The following is a 15,471-nucleotide window of genomic DNA, read 5'->3' as shown; positions in this document are numbered from 1 at the left end:
GGCGGGGGAGCGGGCCGGGCGGCAGTGGTGATCAGGGTCATTGGTCCCGGGCCTCTTCGGGACCACCGCCCCTGCCGGATTCTCTACGACGGGAAGTAGTATCTACTACGTCTCGTAGTATGCAAAAATCCTGGGGGTAACTGGTGGACGCGTTGGACGTCGCCCGCTGGCAGTTCGGTGTCACGACCGTCTACCACTTTCTCTTCGTGCCGCTGACCATCGGCCTGTCCGTGCTGGTGGCGATCCTCCAGACGCTGTGGCACCGCACCGGCAACGAGAAGTACCTGAAGCTCACGAAGTTCTACGGCAAGCTCTTCCTGATCAACTTCGCCATGGGCGTGGTGACCGGCATCGTGCAGGAATTCCAGTTCGGCATGAACTGGAGCGACTACTCCCGCTTCGTCGGCGACATCTTCGGCGCCCCCCTGGCCATCGAGGCGCTTGTCGCGTTCTTCCTGGAGTCGACCTTCATCGGCCTGTGGATCTTCGGTTGGGACCGGCTGCCCAGGCGGCTGCACCTGGCCGCCATCTGGGCCGCCGCCATCGGCACCAACCTCAGCGCCTACTTCATCCTCGCGGCGAACTCGTTCATGCAGAACCCGGTCGGCTACCGGATCAACCCCGACAGCGGTCGGGCCGAACTCACCGACTTCGTGGCGGTGCTGACCAACAAGGTCGCCCTGATCACCTTCCCGCACACCATCGCCGGCGCATTCCTGGTGGCCGGCTCGCTGCTGGTCTCCGTCGCCGTCTGGCACCTGATCCGCAACCGGGACTCCGCCGACACCCCGGCCTACCGGTTCGCCGCGAAGTTCGGCTCCTGGGTCACGCTGGTCTCCACCGCCGCCGTCGTCATCACCGGCGACATCCAGAGCAAGATCATGACCCAGGTGCAGCCGATGAAGATGGCCGCCGCCGAGGGCCTCTACGCCACCGAGTCGCCCGCCTCGTTCTCCGTGCTCACCATCGGCAGCCTCGACGGCACCCGCGAGGTGTTCGCCCTCAAGATCCCGTACCTGCTGTCCTGGCTGAGCACCGGCGACCCGAACGGCACCGTGCACGGCATCAACGACGTACAGGCCCAGTACACCGCCCAGTACGGCGCCGGCAGCTACACCCCGATCATCCCGGTCACCTACTGGAGCTTCCGCTTCATGATCGCCTTCGGGGTGGCCGCCGCCGCGATCGCCCTGCTGGTGCTCTGGAGCCAGCGCAAGGGCCGCACCCCCACCAGCAGGTGGCTGCTGCGTGCCGCGCTGATCATGCCGCTGTTGCCCCTCGCGGCGAACTCCTTCGGCTGGATCTTCACCGAGATGGGCCGCCAGCCGTGGATCGTCTTCGGCGAGATGCTCACCCGCGACGGCGTGTCCCGCAGCGTCTCCATGGCGGAGGTGCTCACCTCGTTCACCGCCTTCACCCTCATCTACGCCGCGCTCGCGGTGGTCGAGGTCAAACTCCTGCTGCGCTACGCCAAGGCCGGCGTGCCGGAGGTCACCGACAACCCCGAGATCGACGACACCCACGACGACGCCGAGCGCCCGCTCGCGTTCGCCTACTGAGCACCGGAGACAACCGTGGAACTCACCACCATCTGGTTCCTGCTCGTCGCGGTCCTGTTCACCGGGTACTTCATCCTCGAGGGATTCGACTTCGGCGTCGGCATGCTGCTGCCCGTACTCGGCCGTGACGACAAGGAACGACGCGTCCTGATCAACACCATCGGGCCGGTCTGGGACGGCAACGAGGTGTGGCTGATCACCGCCGGCGGCGCCATGTTCGCCGCGTTCCCCGAGTGGTACGCCACCCTGTTCTCCGGCTTCTACCTGCCGCTGCTGCTGATCCTGCTGGCCCTGATCATCCGCGGCGTCGCCTTCGAGTACCGCCACAAGCGCCCGGAGGCGTCCTGGAAGCGTCGCTGGGACACGGCGATCTTCGTGGGCTCGGTGGTGCCGGCGGTGCTGTGGGGCGTCGCGTTCGCCAACATCCTGTGCGGCGTGCCGCTCGACGCCGAACACGAGTACGTCGGCGGCCTGATCGACCTGCTGCACCCGTACGCCCTGCTCGGCGGGGCGACCACCGCGGCGCTGTTCCTCACCCACGGCGCCGTGTTCATCGCCCTGAAGACCGTCGGCGAGGTACGCGAGCGCGCCGGCGCGCTCGCGGTGCGCCTGGGCGTGGGCACCGCCGTGCTCGCGGTGGCGTTCCTGGGCTGGACGTTGACGATCCGCTCCAGCACGGCCGCCGTCGTGTTCGCCGTCGGCGCGGCCCTGGCCCTGCTCGGTGGCCTGGCCGCCGCCCGGGTACGCCGCGAAGGCTGGGCGTTCACCGGCACCGCGGTGGCGATCGCGCTGGCCGTGGCGACGCTCTTCGCGGCGCTGTTCCCGAACGTGCTGCCCTCCACCCTCGACGCGGCCGGGACGCTGACGGCCACCAACGCCGCCTCCACCCCCTACACCCTGAAGATCATGACCTGGGTGGCGGTGGTCTTCACCCCGATCGTGCTGGCCTACCAGGGCTGGACGTACTGGGTGTTCCGCAAGCGCATCGGGGTGGCCCACATCCCGCAGCACTGACCTCCCCACCGGCGGCCACCGGGCCCGTCAGCTCCCGGCGACGGAATCCCAGAGCCCGCCGAGGGGTACGCACCCGGCAAGTCCGCGGCGCACGCGCTGACACGCGGCGGGGCGGGTGGCAGCGCCACCCGCCCCGCCGTCGCCACGCCTCAGCCCGCCTCGCGCAACTCCGCCAGCCGGGCCTCGATCTCGGCCAGCTCGGCGCGCAGCTTCTCTGCCTGCTGCTCCGCGTCGGCCCGCTCCACCGCCATGATCTGCTCCACCGCCTCGTGCACCCCCGGCACGTCCACCAGCGCCACCATCCGCAGCGCCTCGGCCGGCTTCACCACGTACGGCTTCGCGAGCGACTTGCTGCCCTGCTGTGCCGCCACGGTCCATTCGCCGTCGGCGTACGCCAGCGTCACCGTCAGCCCCGAGGGGCCCTTCGGCTTGGCCGCCTTCACCGGCCGCCGCGCCGGCTTCGGCTCCGCCGCCTCCACCTTCGGTTCCTCCCGTTGCGGCTCGCGCGGCGCCGGCACCCGCGCCCGGTCCAGCACGAACTCCGGCTCCGCCGGCGCGGGCTGCGCCGGCGGCTCCGGCTGCGCCTCGGCCGTCTTGCGCCCGGCGCCGCGCGGCGCCACCGCCACGTCGGCGGGGGAGAAGGGCAGCTCGTCACGCCCGAAGCGGACCACCACGAACTCGTCGGAGACCGCCGGGTCGGTCAGCTCCACCACCTGACCCACCTGGCCGGCGATCTGGCCGGCCGAGGCGGTGAACACCACCTTCGGCTTGCGCCCCGCCGCCAGCGCCTCGCGGATGCTCTGCACCTCGTCAGTGGACAAACCCTGGCCCGCGGCACCCATCGCAACCTCTTCCCTCGTACACCTGTTCAGACGCTGCCTTGATACCAGTCCACCACGACAAGCGGAAGATCAACCCCCCAGTGCCCGCAACGCCGCGTCCGCGTGGTCGTTCATGTTCAGCTCACTGTGGACGACCTCGATCACCCGCCGGTCGGGGCCGATCACGAACGTCATCCGCCGCGTGCTCAGGGCGCCCAGCGGCAACCGCCGCCGCACCCCGAACTGATCGGCCACCGCCCCGTCGACGTCCGACAGCAGCGGATAGTCGAACCCGTGCTGCCGGGAGAACTCCGCCTGCTTGGCCACCGGATCCCGGCTGATCCCCACCCGGGTCGCGCCCAGCGCCGCGAACTCCGCCGCCAGGTCCCGGAAGTGGCAGCTCTCCGCCGTGCACCCGCGCGTCATCGCCGCCGGGTAGAAGAACAGCACCACCGGGCCGGCGGCCAGGAAATCCGAGAGCCGCCGCGGCGTGCCCGTCTCGTCGGGCAGTTCGAAGTCCCGCACCACGTCCCCTACAGCCACACCAGCCATCTCGCGCACCTCCGCCGTCGTCACCGCAAGTGCCGAAGCGTATGCGATCCCAGGCCGCGCTGACGTTCCCATTATCGAGAATGATAACGTCGGGTGGTGGACACCTCGCCGCACCGATGGGCCGACCTGGCCCTGCATCCCGTACGGATCCGGATCCTGCGCGCGATCGCCGGAACCCGCCGCACCACCCGCGACCTCGCCGCCGCCCTGCCCGACATCCCCCAGGCCACCCTCTACCGGCACCTGACCACCCTCGTCGGCGCCGGCCTGATCGACATCGCCGAGGAACGCAGGGTCGGCGGCGCCACCGAACGGATCTACACGCTGCCCGGCGGCGGCATCACACCCGACGCCACCACCCTCGCCGCCGCCGGACCCGAGGACCACGCCCGCTGGTTCACCGCCTTCGTGTCGAGCCTGCTGTCGGAATTCACCCGCTACCTCGACCGCGAACACATCGACTACGCCGCCGACGGCGTCGGCTACCAGCAGCTCGTGCTGCACCTCAGCGACGCCGAACTGGCCCAACTCGCCCAGGACCTCAGCGCGCTGCTGCTCCCGCTCGTACGGCACCAGCCCACCACCGACCGGACCCCACGGCTGCTCGCCACCATCCTCCTGCCGGCCGAGGCACCCCACGCCGGCCCCACCCCGGACAGCACGGAAGGAACCACCTGATGGCCGCCATCACCCTGACACCCACCCACCTCCACATCCGTTTCACCCCCGGCGAACGGATGTGGACCAGACGCGGGGAACTCGATGTGCCCCTGAGCGCCGTCCGGGACGCCACGACCGTCGCCGACCCACTGCGCCTGGCCCGCGGCGCCCGCAGCGGCCTCGCCGTCTCCGGCTTCGTCAAGATCGGCGTCTGGGGTGTCCTCGGCGGCCCCCGGCAACTCGTGTCCGCCCGCGCCGGACAACCCGGCCTGCACCTCGTCGTCGAGCGCAAAGCCACCGGCTACGACGAGATCCTGCTGTCCGACCCCACCGCACCCGCCGTCGTGCACGAAATCCGGAACCGGCCGTGACCGGCGAACGCCTCCCCGTCGAGGTGTCCCACCTGAGCAAACGCTTCGGCACCGTCACCGCCATCCACGACCTCAGCTTCACCGTCGAACCCGGCACCGTCACCGGATTCCTCGGACCCAACGGCGCCGGCAAGACCACCACCCTGCGCGCCCTCACCGGCCTGGTGACACCCACCGCCGGCACCGCCACCATCGGTGGCCTGGCCTACCGACACCTGCCCCGACCCTCACGCACCGTCGGCGCCGTCCTCGACAACGTCGCCTTCCACCCCGGCCACACCGCCCGCGACCACCTGCGCGTCTACGCCGCGATGGGCGGGCACCCGGACCGCCGGGTCGACGACCTGCTCGACCGGCTCGCTCTCACCCCGGCCGCCCACCGGCGCACCCGCACCTTCTCCACCGGAATGCGGCAACGACTCAACCTCGCCACCGCCCTGCTCGGCGACCCCCGCGTGCTGCTGCTCGACGAACCCAGCAACGGCCTCGACCCCGAAGGCATGTCCTGGCTGCGGCAACTGCTACGCGACCTCGCCACCGACGGACGCACCATCCTGGTCTCCAGCCACGTGCTCAGCGAACTCGAGACCCTCGCCGAGCACGTCGTCGTCATCCGCCGCGGCGAACTCGTCGCCGCCGGGCCCTGGGCCCAGCTCACCGGACCCCCCGTCGTCGTGGTCCGCACCCCCGACGCCGACGCGCTGCGCACCGCCCTCGCCGACACCCACGTCGAACACGAAGGCCCCGACCGCCTACGCGTGCACGGACTCGACACCCCCACCGTCGCCGACGTCGCCGCCCGACACCGACTGCGGGTCCACGAACTCACCACCGAACACACCAGCCTCGAACAACTCTTCCTGCGCCTCACCACCGACCAGCCCACCCACACAGGACAGGCACCCACCCCGTGACCCCGCTGATCACCGCCGAGTTCCGCAGACTGCTGGCCACCCGCACCCCGGCCGCGCTCCTGCTCACCGCCGCGCTGCTCGGCGGCGGCCTGACCGCCAGCATGGCGCTCGTCGGCCCACAGAACTTCACCCCACCCCTGCCCGGCCTGCACACCGACACCGGCGTACGCGCACTGCTGGGCATCCTCGGCCTCACCGCCCTCGTCCCCGCCGCGCTCGGCACCGCCGCCGTCACCACCGAGTACCGCCACCACACCGCCGCCCTCACGTTCCTGTTCGCACCCCGCCGAGGGCGCGTACTGGCCGCGAAACTCGTCGCCTACGGCGCCGCCGCACTGGCCTACGGCACGGTGCTCGCCGGCACGTCCGCCGCCGCGCTCTACGCCGTCACCGCCGCACAGGGCGTGTCACTCGGCCTGCCCACCGGCACCGTGTTGGCGCTGCTCGCCCGCGTCGGCGTCGCCATGGCCACCTACCTGCTCCTCGGCGTCGGAATGGGCGCGCTCATCCGCAACCAGGTCGTCGCCCTGTGCGTGGTGGTCGGCTACCTCTACCTCGGCGAGACGCTGCTCATGATGATCCCCGGCGTGAACCTGCTCTATCCCGTCCTGCCCGGCGGCGCGACCGCCGCCCTGACCGGCTTCACCTACCTGACCGACGCCATGGCACAGGAACTCGGCACCACCCCCGTCCGGCTCCTCCCGCCGGCCGCCGCGGCGCTGCTGCTGCTGACGTACACCCTTCTCGCCTGCGCCACCGCCGTCCTCGCGCCGATGCGACGCGACGTCACCTGACCGACGACGCACCACCCGGTAGCGTCGGCCCCGCAACCAGCAGAAAAGAGCAACCCATTGAATCCGGTCACCGTCATCACCGGCGGCAGCCGCGGCATCGGCGCCGCCACCGCCCGCCGCCTCGCCCACGCCGGGCACCACGTCGCGTTCAGCTACCGCCGCGACCACACCGCCGCCACCGCGGTGCTCGCCGACATCGAAACCACCGGCGTACGCGGCCTCGCCGTGCCCGCCGACACCCGCGACCCCGACGACGTCACCGCCCTCTTCGACGCCGCCGCCGCCCTCGGCCCCCTCACCGGCCTGGTCAACAACGCCGGCATCACCAGCCCCATCGGCGCGTTCGTCGACCTCGACCCCACCGACCTGCGCGACGTCGTCGACGTCAACCTCATCGGCTACGTCCTCTGCGCCCAGCAGGCCGCCCGACGCATGGGCGACAGCGCCGCCATCGTCAACGTCTCCTCCGCCGCCGCCACCCTCGGCAGCCCGGGGGAGTACGTCCACTACGCCGCCGTGAAGGCCGCCACCGACGCCCTGACCATCGGCCTCGCCAAGGAACTCGCCCCCCGCGGCATCCGCGTCAACGCCGTCGCCCCCGGCATCATCCGCACCGACATCCACGCCCTGTCCGGCCAACCCGACCGGCCCGACCGCGCCGCCGCCCGCGTCCCGCTGGGCCGCCCCGGCGAACCCGACGAGGTCGCCGCCGCCATCGCCTGGCTGCTCAGCCCGGACGCCACCTACACCACCGGCACCGTCCTGCGCGTCGCCGGTGGCCTCTGACACCGCCCACCGACCGCGTCGGCGACAATCACGGCATGCCGCGGACCACCCCACCCGCCCTCGCGCCCGGCACCATGGCACGCCTGCCACAACCCGACCTCCCGGCGGGCGAGCTGCGACTACGACCGTGGCGACCCGGCGACCGGGCGGCGGTGCTCACCGGGTACGCCGACCCGGCGATCCGGCGCTGGCACTGCCGGAGCATGACCGACGACGAGGCACGCGACTGGATCCACACCTGGCCCCGGCGGTGGCAGCACGAAACCGGCGCGGGCTGGGCGATCGTCGACGACTCGGGCGTGCTCGGCCAGATCAGCCTGCGCCGCCTCGCCCTCGCCGACGCCCTGGCCGAAGTCTCCTACTGGGTGCTGCCCACCGCTCGCGGCCGGCGCATCGCACCACGGGCACTGACGGCACTGGCCACCTGGTGCTTCACCACCCTCGGGCTGCACCGGATCGAACTGGCCCACTCCACGGCCAACCCCGCGTCCTGCCGGGTGGCGCAACGCGCCGCCTTCACCGCCGAGGGCACCAAACGCGGCGAAGGCTGGCACGCCGACGGGTGGCACGACATGCACCTGCACGCGCGCCTCGCCACCGACCCACCGACCGGTGATCCGGTCCCGCAGCCGGGACACCGCCGACGTCCACGGACGTGAGCGCAGTGCAGACGTACCGGTATCTCGGATCCTCCTGCTCTCGACCAGAGCGGGCTCGCCCGACGCCTGCACCGCGCACTCGGCACGCCGTGAAGTCCCCGACCCCCGGCCCGCCGCGACGTACGATCACGCGGGTGAGCAGCCCACCCGCCGAAGCGCAACACCTGCGCGACCTCGCGCGCCTGCGGCGCGTGCGCGACCGCATCGACCGCGAGTACGCCCAACCCCTCGACGTCGAGGCCCTCGCCCGCAGCGCACACATGTCGGCCGGGCACCTCAGCCGCCAGTTCCGGGCCGCCTACGGCGAGTCGCCCTACAGCTACCTGATGACCCGACGCATCGAACGCGCCATGGCGCTGCTGCGCCGCGGCGACCTCAGCGTCACGGACGTCTGCTTCGCCGTCGGCTGCTCGTCGCTGGGCACCTTCAGCACCCGCTTCACCGAACTCGTCGGCGTGCCACCCAGCGTCTACCGGCGCCGGGAAACGCAAGCCACCGCGGGAATGCCGTCCTGCGTGGCGAAGCAGGTCACCAGGCCGATCAGGAATCGAGAAGCGCCCGCCGTCGCGCCACACCTAGCGTGACCACCATGAACATCACCATTCACTCCAGCTTCCTACCGCACACCGACCCCGACGCGTCCCTGGCCTTCTACCGCGACATCCTCGGCTTCGAGGTCCGCAACGACGTCGGATACGAGGGCATGCGCTGGATCACCGTCGGCCCCGCCGGCCAGCCCGACACCGCCCTCGTCCTGCACCCGCCGGCCGCCACCCCCGGCCTCACCGACGACGAGCGCCGCACCATCTCCGAACTGATGGCCAAGGGCAGCTACTTCGGCGTCAACCTCGCCACCGCCGACCTCGACGACACCTTCGCGAAGCTGCAGGCCAGCAGCGCCGAGGTCGTGCAGGAACCGACCGACCAGCCGTACGGGGTCCGCGACTGCGCCTTCCGCGACCCCGCCGGCAACATGATCCGCATCCAGGAACTGCGCCCCGCCGCCCACTGACCGGCCCCCGCACCTCGACACCGTCGACGGCACCACGCCCGGTGCCGTCGACGGTTCGACGAAGCGGGAAGACCGCATCCCGCGCCGAGGCAACGGCGAAGGCAGCCCGACAGATGGAGACATGATGAGCACGGCCACGAGACCACACCCGCAGCCGCCCGCGCCGCACCTCGCCGACAGCCACGACCTCATCCGCGTGCAGGGCGCACGCGAGAACAACCTCAGGAACGTCAGCGTCGAGCTGCCCAAACGCCGCCTCACCGTGTTCACCGGCGTCTCCGGCTCCGGCAAGAGCTCACTGGTCTTCGCCACGATCGCCGCCGAGTCACAGCGGATGATCAACGAGACCTACAGCGCCTTCGTCCAGGGCTTCATGCCGACCCTCGCCCGCCCCGACGTCGACCTCCTCGACGGGCTGACGACCGCGATCATCGTCGACCAGGAACGGATGGGCGCGCACGCCCGCTCCACCGTCGGCACCGTCACCGACGCCAACGCGATGCTGCGCATCCTGTTCAGCCGGCTCGGACAACCCCACATCGGTTCACCCCAGGCATACTCCTTCAACGTCGCCTCCGCCCACGGCGCCGGAGCCGTCACCGTCGAACGCGGCACCCAGCAGGCCGTACGCCAGAGCTTCTCCGTCATCGGCGGCATGTGCCCACGCTGCGAGGGCATGGGCCGGGTCACCGACTTCGACCTCGCCGCGCTCTACGACGACAGCAGGTCCCTCAACGAGGGCGCGCTCACCGTTCCCGGCTACAGCACCGACGGATGGTACGGCCGCATCTTCGCCGGCTGCGGGTTCCTCGACGCCGACAAGCCGATCCGCGACTTCACGAAGCGGGAACTGCACGACCTGCTCCACAAGGAACCCACCAAGATCAAGGTCGACAACGTCAACCTCACCTACGAGGGCCTCATCCCCAAGATCCAAAAATCGTTCCTGGCCAAGGACCGGGAAGCGATGCAACCCCACATCCGCGCCTTCGTCGACCGCGCGGTGACCTTCACGACCTGCCCCGACTGCGCCGGCACCCGACTCAACGACGCCGCCCGATCCTCCACCATCAACGGCACCAGCATCGCCGACGCCTGCGCCATGCAGATCAACGACCTGGCAACCTGGGTCCGCGACCTGCACGAACCCACCGTCGCACCACTGCTGACAGCACTGGGGGAGACCCTCGACTCGTTCGTCGAGATCGGCCTCGGCTACCTCAGCCTCGACCGCCCCTCCGGCACCCTCTCCGGCGGCGAAGCCCAACGCACCAAGATGATCCGCCACCTCGGATCATCACTCACCGACGTCACCTACGTCTTCGACGAACCCACCATCGGCCTGCACCCACACGACATCCAACGCATGAACGAACTGCTGCTGCGCCTACGCGACAAGGGCAACACCGTCCTGGTCGTCGAACACAAACCCGAGACCATCGCCATCGCCGACCACATCGTCGACCTCGGCCCCGGCGCCGGCACCGCCGGCGGCACCATCTGCTTCGAAGGCACCGTCGAGGGACTACGCGCCAGCGACACCCTCACCGGCCGCCACCTCGACGACCGCGCCACCCTCAAGAAGACCGTCCGCACACCCACCGGCGCCCTCAAGATCCGCGGCGCGAACACACACAACCTGCGCGACGTCGACGTCGACATCCCCCTCGGGGTCCTCGTCGTCGTCACCGGCGTCGCCGGCTCCGGCAAGAGCTCACTCGTACACGCCTCGATCCCCACCACAGCCGACGTCGTGTCGATCGACCAGGGCGCGATCCGCGGCTCACGCCGAAGCAACCCCGCCACCTACACCGGGCTGCTCGACCCGATCCGCAAAGCCTTCGCCAAGGCCAACGGCGTCAAACCCGCACTCTTCAGCGCCAACTCCGAAGGAGCCTGCCCCACCTGCAACGGCACCGGCGTCACCTACACCGACCTCGGCATGATGGCCGGCATCACCACCACCTGCGAGCAGTGCGAAGGAAAACGGTTCCAGGCGACCGTGCTCGAACACCACCTCGCCGGCCGCAACATCAGCGAGGTGCTCGCCATGTCGGTGACCGAAGCCGAACAGTTCTTCGGCACCGGCGACGCCCGTACCCCGGCCGCCCACACCGTCCTGCGGCGACTCGCCGACGTCGGCCTCGGCTACCTCACCCTCGGCCAACCACTCACCACCCTGTCCGGCGGCGAACGGCAACGCCTCAAACTCGCCACCCACCTCGGCGACAAGGGCGGCACCTACATCCTCGACGAGCCGACCACCGGCCTGCACCTCGCCGACGTCGAACAACTACTCGGCCTGCTCGACCGACTCGTCGACGCCGGCAAGTCCGTCATCGTCGTCGAACACCACCAGGCCGTCATGGCGCACGCCGACTGGATCATCGACCTCGGCCCCGGCGCCGGGCACGACGGCGGCCGGATCGTCTACGAAGGCACCCCCGCAGACCTCGTCGCCGGCCGCCACACCCGCACCGGCCGACACCTCGCCGCGTATGTCGGCACCTGACGCCACCCACCCGCCGCACGCGCCGTCAACGGACGCGGCGTACCCGCCATGCCGCTACCTCCCCGCCGACGGACGACGACAGCCGTCGGCGTCCACCAAGCGACGCCGGCCATCGGGACGGGATCCGGTCTGGGGGAGCAGGCACCCCGCTGGACGTGCCCAGCCGGTCGACGTACACGGCGCCGCAGGTGCCCTGCGGCCCACGCGACCGCAGTGGCGGTGCCATCAGCACCACCGCCGGAGCCGGCGAGACTCGACGGCGTCCGCGGCCTCGTCCGGCCCGCTGCGTGTGTTGACCCGACCGCGATCGACCGGCACGCTCTGCTCATGCCAGATCCGCAGGGCGTAGCCAGAGCCCGCGCCGCGGCGGCAACGCTCCGGTCGTGCATCACCATCACAGAGACGACCGTCGCCGCTGCGAACGAGCTGCTCGATTCGATCTTGGCGCTCCCGGACCTCGCCGGGGCGACCGAAGAACTCGCCGCCCTAGCCGAGTTCTACCTCCGCTTCTCGGACGCGGTCGCGGGCGACGATCCCGGTCTGGCAGGCCATGTGCACGAGAGCGCCCTCGACGTCCTGACCTGTCTCGCCGCCTACGACATCCACCGGGTCCCCCGGGTCTTCGTCAGCCGGGTACGCATGCTGGTGTTGAACGACCAGACCGACCGGCACCTGCCCGCCCTGGAAGCGCTCGCCGAGCTGGCAACGTCGCAGTGCCGCCCCGACCAGGAGGTACTGCTGCGCATCGGTGAACTCCGCTGGTCCCGATTTCTGAACACGTCCGGCGACGCGGCACTGCGCGAGCTGCTGGCCTGCACCACTGCCTACGAGAGCGCCGCAGAACTGGGTGAACTGGCCGCTCCTGACGAGATCGTGGACTACCTGACCCATCTCCGGCCGCACGCCGACCCACCGGAGATCCTCCTGCGGGGATGGATACAGCGGGGATATCAACCGCCGGGAGCCACGGGCCGCCAGGTGATCATTCTGCGGAGTCAGTTCCAGCCGCGAAACCATCTCCTGCTCGCCGAACTCGCCGGATGCCACCTGACCCGGTTCAAGCACTCCGGCCACCCCGACGACCTCGAAGCGGCCGTCAGCATCGCGGCACCGCTGATCGAGAGCGGGGCCAGCCCGGACGCGATGCTCTGGGCCCGCTTGACCCTGATGGGCGCACTCGTGCTCCAGGACGACATCGAGCAAGCCTCCCGGTTGCTTCAGGAAACGATCACCGGGTACGGCGACAACGTGCCGATGCAACTTCGGCAGGAATGGTTCACCACGGTCAGCCTGATTGCAGCTCTCACCGAGGATCCGAGGGTCATCAACGCCGCCGCCGTACAGCTACAATCCGCGATAGCCGAAACCGGCCACCGCGACCCGGCCACGGCTCCACTGTGGTTCCAACTCGCCTCGACGTGGCAGCGGCGCTTCAAGCTGACCGGACACCTGCCCGACCTCACCAAGGCGATACGCGACGCACGGGTGGCCACACGCCTTGATCCACGAACGCCGGCACCGCGCGAGTGCTTAGCCTTCTGGCTGTTCGACCGCCATCAGCTGACCGGCAACGTCGAGGACAAGCGCGCGTCCGCGGAGCTGCTGCGCACCCTGCAGGTCGAGCGCGCACTGTCACCGCACGCCATCGACCACAGCATGAAGATCCTCCTGTCCACCTCACCCCTCGGCCCCGAGGCCCTCACCGAGCTCGCCGACAGCTTCCGGAGGACGACGCGCGAAACCGCCGACAGCCGCTCGTGGTTCTTCCTCGCACTCACCCTCACCCGGCTCAACGAGACCACGGAAAACCACCGGCACGACGACGAGGCCATCGATGCGGCCCGCCACGCACTGACCGCGGCGACGACGAGCACCGGAGCCGACGAGCTGATCCGGGACATGAGGGGCCTGCTGGCCAAGAACCTAGGCCGCCGGGGACGGCCGGCCGACGCTAGTGAGGCGATCAGCCTGCTGCGCGGCCTCGTCGAGACAGAAGCCCGACCGACAGCAGCCAACCTGCACCGGATCCGGCTCGCGGCACTGCTGCTAAAAAACCGGGTCGGCCACCACGACGTCGCGTTCGACCTGCTTCGACGGGTCGCGGACGACCCGGCGGCCCCGGCCACAGACCGGACGGACGCGGCCTACCTCCTGGCCCAGGCGGCTGCCGCGGCGGGCGAACACGCGATAGCCGCCGACAGCTACCGGACCACCGTCGACCTCCTCGCCCGCGAGGCCCGAAAGCCGCTGTACCCGGCCGAGCGCCGAGAGCAGAAACGACGTTGGTTCGGTGCGGCGGAAGACGGCGCCGCCTGCGCCCTGGCCGCGAACCGCCCGGAGACGGCGCTGGCTCTGCTGGAGCAGGGGCGCGGAATTCAGATCGGCCAGACACTCCAGCTCCGCGAGCAGTTGCGCTGGCTGCGAGCCCATCGGCCGGAGCTGGCCGAGGAAATGGCGCAGCTTCTGGACGCGATCCAGGCGTACCGGAAAGGAACGAACGGCGAGATCCCGCGTGACTTCATCGAGGCGTTCGTTCCGGTTCTCGCCATCGTGCGGGAGCGCGTACGCGCCCTACAGAACAGTTTTGACCTGACCGCGTTCTCTTCGGTCGAGGCCCTTTTCGAAGAGAATGAACGCCTCGCGAACGAGGTGAGCAGCGAAGTCCTGTCCGAGGACACCCGCTACGAGTTCCTGGCCCGCTGGAGCGACTTCGAGGTCAAGGTTCGCCACACGGTGCCCGATGAGCCGTGGCGGCTGCCGACCGACGCACCCACGCTGCTCGCCGCGGTACCCGACGGCCACGCGGTAATCATCAACACCAGCCGACAGGGATGCGCCGCTCTGATCATCGGCGACGGGCGCGCGACTCAGATCGAACTGCCACGCTTGACCCTGACGGACATCAACGAGCAGTACCGCCGGATAATGCTTGCCATCCTCTCCGTCCAGGCCGGAGATCTGTCGAAGGATGCCCGCGCCGAACTCGCCGTCGCCTTCACCGAGGCACAAGCGTGGCTGTGGGACACCGTCGCGGAGCCGGTCCTGAGCCGGATCCACCCCCCGGACCGAGAACCACCGGCCGAACTGCCCCGGATCTGGTGGCTGCCGGCCGGCCCCCTGGCCGTGCTGCCGCTGCACGCCGCCGGCCGGCCTGGCGGTCCCTACGTGCTGGACCGGGCGGTGTCGTCCTACGCCACAACCCTCGGCATGCTGCACCACGTCCGCCGCGGCCGGCGCCTCACCAACGGGGAACCCCGGCTGCTCGCGGTCGCGGTACCGGAGATTGACGGCGCCGCCCCGCTGTGGCATGCCGCACAGGAGTTGGCCGCCCTGGAGCCACGGCTGACTCGCTCACTCGTGGGCGCCGAGGCCACCATCAATTCGGTGACCGCCCTGTTGCCCGCGCACGACCACGCGCACTTCGTCTGCCACGCCACGCCTCCGGTGGGCGGCGTGCCCGCGCAGCTCCATCTGTCGAACGGCTTCCTAACCGTCAACCGCCTCGGCTGGCTCACCCCGGTGAACGCCGAGCTGGCGTACCTGTCGGCCTGCCATTCGGCTAACGCCTCACCGTTCGACATCGGTGCCGGCGATCATCTCGCTGCGGCCTTCCAGGCTGCGGGCTATCGACATGTGATCGCTACGCTCTGGGCCGCCGCAGACCACGTCGGGCCGCAGGTGGCGGCCGACTTCTACGGCGAGTTGGCCCGGGCTGGCTCGCCCGCGCGGGCGCTGCACCACGCTGTCCTCCGGCTACGCGACGATTACCCGGACAAGCCCTCGATCTGGGCATCGTTCGTGCACTTCGGACCATGAC

General features: G+C 70.4%; 14 protein-coding genes. 12 read left to right on the top strand and 2 right to left on the bottom strand.

Going from position 1 to position 15,471, the window contains the following annotated elements; genetic code table 11:
• Window positions 1-143: 143 nt before the first annotated feature.
• Together ACQ452_RS14260 and cydB are read left to right on the top strand one after the other, a co-directional pair.
• Window positions 144-1,559: a cytochrome ubiquinol oxidase subunit I gene (locus ACQ452_RS14260; protein WP_433393891.1), complete on the top strand. Its 1,416-nt coding sequence runs from the start codon at window positions 144-146 to the stop codon at window positions 1,557-1,559.
• Between the two features lie 15 nt (window positions 1,560-1,574).
• Entirely contained in the window at window positions 1,575-2,573 is a 999-nt protein-coding gene (gene cydB, locus ACQ452_RS14255; protein ID WP_433393889.1) for a cytochrome d ubiquinol oxidase subunit II, read from the top strand.
• 149 nt (window positions 2,574-2,722) lie between these two features.
• On the opposite strand, the gene ACQ452_RS14250 is transcribed toward cydB, so the two are convergent.
• Together ACQ452_RS14250 and ACQ452_RS14245 are read right to left on the bottom strand one after the other, a co-directional pair.
• Window positions 2,723-3,415: a hypothetical protein gene (locus ACQ452_RS14250; protein WP_433393887.1), complete on the bottom strand. Its 693-nt coding sequence runs from the start codon at window positions 3,413-3,415 to the stop codon at window positions 2,723-2,725.
• Window positions 3,416-3,484: 69 nt separating this feature from the next.
• Complete coding sequence (locus tag ACQ452_RS14245) at window positions 3,485-3,946, bottom strand: peroxiredoxin (RefSeq protein ID WP_433393886.1); 462 nt, start codon at window positions 3,944-3,946, stop codon at window positions 3,485-3,487.
• 96 nt (window positions 3,947-4,042) lie between these two features.
• Here ACQ452_RS14245 and ACQ452_RS14240 point away from each other — a divergent pair, with 96 nt between their 5' ends.
• The 10 genes from ACQ452_RS14240 (at window position 4,043) to ACQ452_RS14195 (ending at window position 15,470) form a co-directional block, all read left to right on the top strand.
• Entirely contained in the window at window positions 4,043-4,624 is a 582-nt protein-coding gene (locus tag ACQ452_RS14240; protein ID WP_433393884.1) for a helix-turn-helix domain-containing protein, read from the top strand.
• Entirely contained in the window at window positions 4,624-4,977 is a 354-nt protein-coding gene (locus ACQ452_RS14235; protein ID WP_433393882.1) for a hypothetical protein, read from the top strand. The genes ACQ452_RS14240 and ACQ452_RS14235 overlap by 1 nt, the downstream gene beginning before the upstream one ends.
• On the top strand, window positions 4,974-5,891 hold the full coding sequence (locus tag ACQ452_RS14230) for an ABC transporter ATP-binding protein (RefSeq protein ID WP_433393880.1): 918 nt from the start codon (window positions 4,974-4,976) through the stop codon (window positions 5,889-5,891). Before ACQ452_RS14235 ends, ACQ452_RS14230 begins: the two co-directional genes overlap by 4 nt.
• Window positions 5,888-6,685: an ABC transporter permease gene (locus ACQ452_RS14225; RefSeq protein ID WP_433393878.1), complete on the top strand. Its 798-nt coding sequence runs from the start codon at window positions 5,888-5,890 to the stop codon at window positions 6,683-6,685. The genes ACQ452_RS14230 and ACQ452_RS14225 overlap by 4 nt, the downstream gene beginning before the upstream one ends.
• A gap of 57 nt (window positions 6,686-6,742) precedes the next feature.
• Window positions 6,743-7,471, top strand: a complete 729-nt coding sequence (locus tag ACQ452_RS14220) for an SDR family oxidoreductase (RefSeq protein WP_433393876.1) — start codon at window positions 6,743-6,745, stop codon at window positions 7,469-7,471.
• Between the two features lie 35 nt (window positions 7,472-7,506).
• Complete coding sequence (locus ACQ452_RS14215) at window positions 7,507-8,130, top strand: GNAT family N-acetyltransferase (RefSeq protein WP_433393875.1); 624 nt, start codon at window positions 7,507-7,509, stop codon at window positions 8,128-8,130.
• A gap of 134 nt (window positions 8,131-8,264) precedes the next feature.
• Window positions 8,265-8,714 carry a helix-turn-helix transcriptional regulator gene (locus ACQ452_RS14210; RefSeq protein ID WP_433393873.1) on the top strand — a complete coding sequence of 150 codons (450 nt, stop codon included), beginning with the start codon at window positions 8,265-8,267 and terminating at the stop codon, window positions 8,712-8,714.
• Between the two features lie 5 nt (window positions 8,715-8,719).
• A complete protein-coding gene (locus ACQ452_RS14205; protein ID WP_433393871.1) occupies window positions 8,720-9,142 on the top strand; it encodes a VOC family protein in 423 nt (140 codons plus the stop codon).
• Window positions 9,143-9,266: 124 nt separating this feature from the next.
• On the top strand, window positions 9,267-11,654 hold the full coding sequence (locus ACQ452_RS14200) for an ATP-binding cassette domain-containing protein (RefSeq protein WP_433393869.1): 2,388 nt from the start codon (window positions 9,267-9,269) through the stop codon (window positions 11,652-11,654).
• A gap of 327 nt (window positions 11,655-11,981) precedes the next feature.
• Window positions 11,982-15,470 carry a CHAT domain-containing protein gene (locus tag ACQ452_RS14195; RefSeq protein ID WP_433393868.1) on the top strand — a complete coding sequence of 1,163 codons (3,489 nt, stop codon included), beginning with the start codon at window positions 11,982-11,984 and terminating at the stop codon, window positions 15,468-15,470.
• Window position 15,471 lies beyond the last annotated feature (1 nt).

Source organism: Micromonospora sp. KLBMP9576 (assembly GCF_050941805.1).
In the GTDB taxonomy this organism is placed as follows: Bacteria; Actinomycetota; Actinomycetes; order Mycobacteriales; family Micromonosporaceae; genus Micromonospora.
The sequence above is the reverse complement of the archived record's forward strand: the minus strand, read 5'-3'. Positions and strand labels throughout refer to the sequence as shown.